The organism is Nesterenkonia flava, from assembly GCF_031432335.1.
Classification (GTDB): domain Bacteria; phylum Actinomycetota; class Actinomycetes; order Actinomycetales; family Micrococcaceae; genus Nesterenkonia; species Nesterenkonia flava.
In genome coordinates this window covers 1-2953 of sequence record NZ_JAVKGT010000064.1, presented here as the reverse complement: position 1 = coordinate 2953, position 2953 = coordinate 1, and the positions used below count along the sequence as shown (strand labels likewise).

Here is a 2953-nt window from a genome sequence, read left to right as displayed (position 1 = left end):
CGGACAACACCACTTATCCTGCCGGAGAACTGGTGCCCTTAGAAGCTAACGGGGGGAGCACTCCGAGTTCAGCGCCCACGGATCGTGCACAGTCGGGGTAGACCCGTGTGGCGAGGCCCATTCCACTGGACTGACGAGCAGCCGGGCGGCGTACAGGCCCCCCTGGTGCTCGTGGCGGCGTGAGGCTCACTGGTGTCCGTAGTGGGCGTGGCCTGGCTCGTGGGCCAGGATGGACCGGTACTGGACCGGGCCCGGGCCCTGGAGCATGTGTATTTCGTGGAGCCGGTGGTCGTATTCGCCCCATCTGCCCGGCGCAGGGTGGGTCGGTGGTGGATGGTCACTTGGAGTTCGTCCGCAATCCCGTTCAAGTCCCGCATAGCACGAACAACCCTAGAAGCAGGGTCAGACACGCCGCGTGGCAGTTGGGGTGTTTGCTGCGGGAGTATGATGGCGGGGCGCTGCTAACCTGGCGCTGGCTAGCTGGTGTAGTTCACTGGGTCGCTGACGGCGTGGAAAGTTTTATAGCCCAGCCAATGACAGAAGATGTTCCGGTCGATCCGCAACCGTCTCTTAGGGCCTTGTTCGGGCGCCCACGCTGCCACTTCCGCCCGCGCCGGTACGTCTTCGGCTGACACGAACTCCAAAGCCGGCTTAAGATCGGTGTCTGCTGAGAACAAAATTCCTACGTCAAACTGCTTGCGGACAGCCATCGCGGCGAAATCGATAGCTAGAGCTACATCTACGCCCTTCTCTTCTGGCTTCTGGCCGATCTCCCGGGATTCCGGCCAGCCGAAAGGGTAGCGGAGCGGTCTTGCGAGCACAGTTACTCGGTCGTCCTTTTCCCAGGCGGCGCGTTGGCGACGTGCGGCGCCGTACCCTTTAGGGTCCTTAGAGCTGTCTGGTTGGCCGCGATAGATGCGCACCCCAGTTAGCTCCCGCTCGTAGGGGCTTGCCTTAACCAGGTGCTCTCCGAGCTTCACCGGGTCGATCTGCCCCACTGTGTAGTCGGCCCATCTTTCAGCGAAAGCGTCACGAGCTCTCATGTAGACGTTCTGGTAATCCACGAACAGAACTACTCGGTCAGCCATGTGTCCCCTAGAAAATAAAACCCCGGCAGTGCCAGCCGTGAGGCCGGGACGCCGGGGAGGAGTGCCTCCAATATAGGCGTTTACGTGTACGTTTTCCAGTGTCGCAGGTCAGAACCTTAAACCTGGTCTTTAAGGTTACGGCGTGTACTGGATGCCGTCTGGGTTGATGTGCCCGTGGGCTCCCGCATGCATGCTGTCATCAGGTCGCCAGGGTGTAGTCGTTTTCATGCTTTGCATTGACGCGCCGGATTGCTTCGGCCAGCAGTTCCGGGGTCACTGTGTCGGGGGTTATGGAGGCGGGGTGCTGCGCATTGCCCATCACATCCTTCTCTAGGAGCATGTCCGCGGTGAATGTTCCTGCGTGGAGTCGGTTGCCTTCTGCCAGGTGGCGGATCATCTCGTAGATCAGCTCCGCTGTGACCGGGTGAGAGTGGCTGCGTCCGCCTCCCTTTCGGGGGAGAGCTTGAATACTCCCCGTGTGGGTGCCGCTTCTGCTGCCTGCTCCACTTCTCGGACGTTGACGCCGAGCCCTTTTGCGATCTTCTCCAAGTTCCCCCGTTTGGGAATGGACCCCTTGCGTAGGTACTCAGAGATATAGGCCCGGTTGATGCCGGCGGTCCTGGCTAAGTCGGATTTAGTCCCCGACGCCGAGTTCCTCGCGTGCTGGAGGTGCACAAGCCAGTAGGCGAGAGATGGACACGTGGGCCTGTCTGCACTAGCTGCACCGGGTCACATTACGGTCACCACACCTGGCCGTGCCCGACCGTGCGCGCCCTCACCGAAGCACTGGAAGGAGACACCGCTGGCTGAGGCCCCACAGGAACGCCTCCATAAGGAAGCCGAAGAACGATCCCGACCAAGGGCCACATGGAAGCCACAGTGATGTTGGCAAATCGGGAGCTGCGACGCGCCTTCATCGCCGGGCGCACCTTCAGTGAGGCGGATGAGGAGAACGCGGCGTGGGTGATCTATTGCAAGGTTCGCGGCGTCCAGATCACGGACGAGCCCGACTGGCCCGAGTGGGTCAACCGGGAGGCGTACCTGGACCAGGACCGGGGCGAGCTCGAAGCCGCAGGGATGGCGATCGAAGAGTGATTTAGTCGCCGCGCTCCTGCACGCTCTGAAGCTCCTTCTCGTAGACAGCACGAAGGGAAGCCATCTTCTCTGATAGATCTTCCGGGGCAATGTCTGGGACCCTGGCGAACAGCCCCATGAGGCCATCGATGTAGTCACCGATGACGAATGTAAGGGCCTTACCTTCATTGGTGCGGTGAGACGTCTCATCAATAGGAGCGCCCTCCGGGAACGCCTCGAAAGCCGCCAGAGTGGCCTCTACCTCATCGCGAAGGCCTTCCCGGGTAGAAGCAGGCTGAAGAGCCACGAAGTGGGAAAGCGACTTCCGCAGTTGGCGACGACGGACCCGCCGAGTCAACCAATGCCGGCCGAGTTCATCCCGCTTGATTGGGGTAACGGCCTCAAGCTCCTCCATGACTCGCAGCGCTGCACCGACGACGGCAAACTCCCGCGAAAGCCGCGTTTGTTCATCGTGGTGCTGCTCGGTCAGTGCCTCCTGTTGCTTGTAGAAGTGCCAGCTGATCAAGCCACCCACACCAGCACCGACCACTGCAGCGAGAAAAGGAACGACTACACCCGCAAAAACTCCCATCGAATCAGCCTACTCAAGGCCCTCACCAAACGATGGGGCTTTCTCTATACGGCTATCTCCGCCGCGGCTGTTGCGGACCAGCTTTACCGCCGCGGCGCCACTACCGGAACAACGTCCGGCCCAACCACAACACGATCGTCCTGATGTCGCGCGTCAGACTTAGTGGCAGGGCCGTTATGTAGGTCCTGAAGGAGAGTCA

General features: G+C 61.0%; 5 protein-coding genes. 1 reads left to right on the top strand and 4 read right to left on the bottom strand.

Annotated features, from left to right (window positions below; genetic code table 11):
• Window positions 1-476: 476 nt before the first annotated feature.
• The 3 genes from RH857_RS13435 to RH857_RS13705 all read right to left on the bottom strand — a co-directional run bounded on the left by RH857_RS13435 (window position 477) and on the right by RH857_RS13705 (window position 1763).
• The gene (locus RH857_RS13435; protein WP_310538483.1) at window positions 477-1088 is read right to left on the bottom strand and encodes an NYN domain-containing protein; all 612 of its coding nucleotides are present in this window, start codon (window positions 1086-1088) and stop codon (window positions 477-479) included.
• Between the two features lie 199 nt (window positions 1089-1287).
• Window positions 1288-1485, bottom strand: coding sequence for a hypothetical protein (locus RH857_RS13430; protein WP_310538482.1), 198 nt, complete (start codon window positions 1483-1485; stop codon window positions 1288-1290).
• 8 nt (window positions 1486-1493) lie between these two features.
• Window positions 1494-1763 (bottom strand): helix-turn-helix domain-containing protein, encoded by a 270-nt coding sequence (locus RH857_RS13705; RefSeq protein WP_374761178.1) that lies wholly within the window; start codon window positions 1761-1763, stop codon window positions 1494-1496.
• A 207-nt stretch (window positions 1764-1970) separates the two neighbouring features.
• Between RH857_RS13705 and RH857_RS13425 the strand changes: the two genes are divergently transcribed.
• Entirely contained in the window at window positions 1971-2183 is a 213-nt protein-coding gene (locus tag RH857_RS13425) for a hypothetical protein (protein ID WP_310538481.1), read from the top strand.
• Between the two features lies 1 nt (window position 2184).
• On the opposite strand, the gene RH857_RS13420 is transcribed toward RH857_RS13425, so the two are convergent.
• Complete coding sequence (locus RH857_RS13420) at window positions 2185-2754, bottom strand: hypothetical protein (RefSeq protein WP_310538480.1); 570 nt, start codon at window positions 2752-2754, stop codon at window positions 2185-2187.
• Window positions 2755-2953 lie beyond the last annotated feature (199 nt).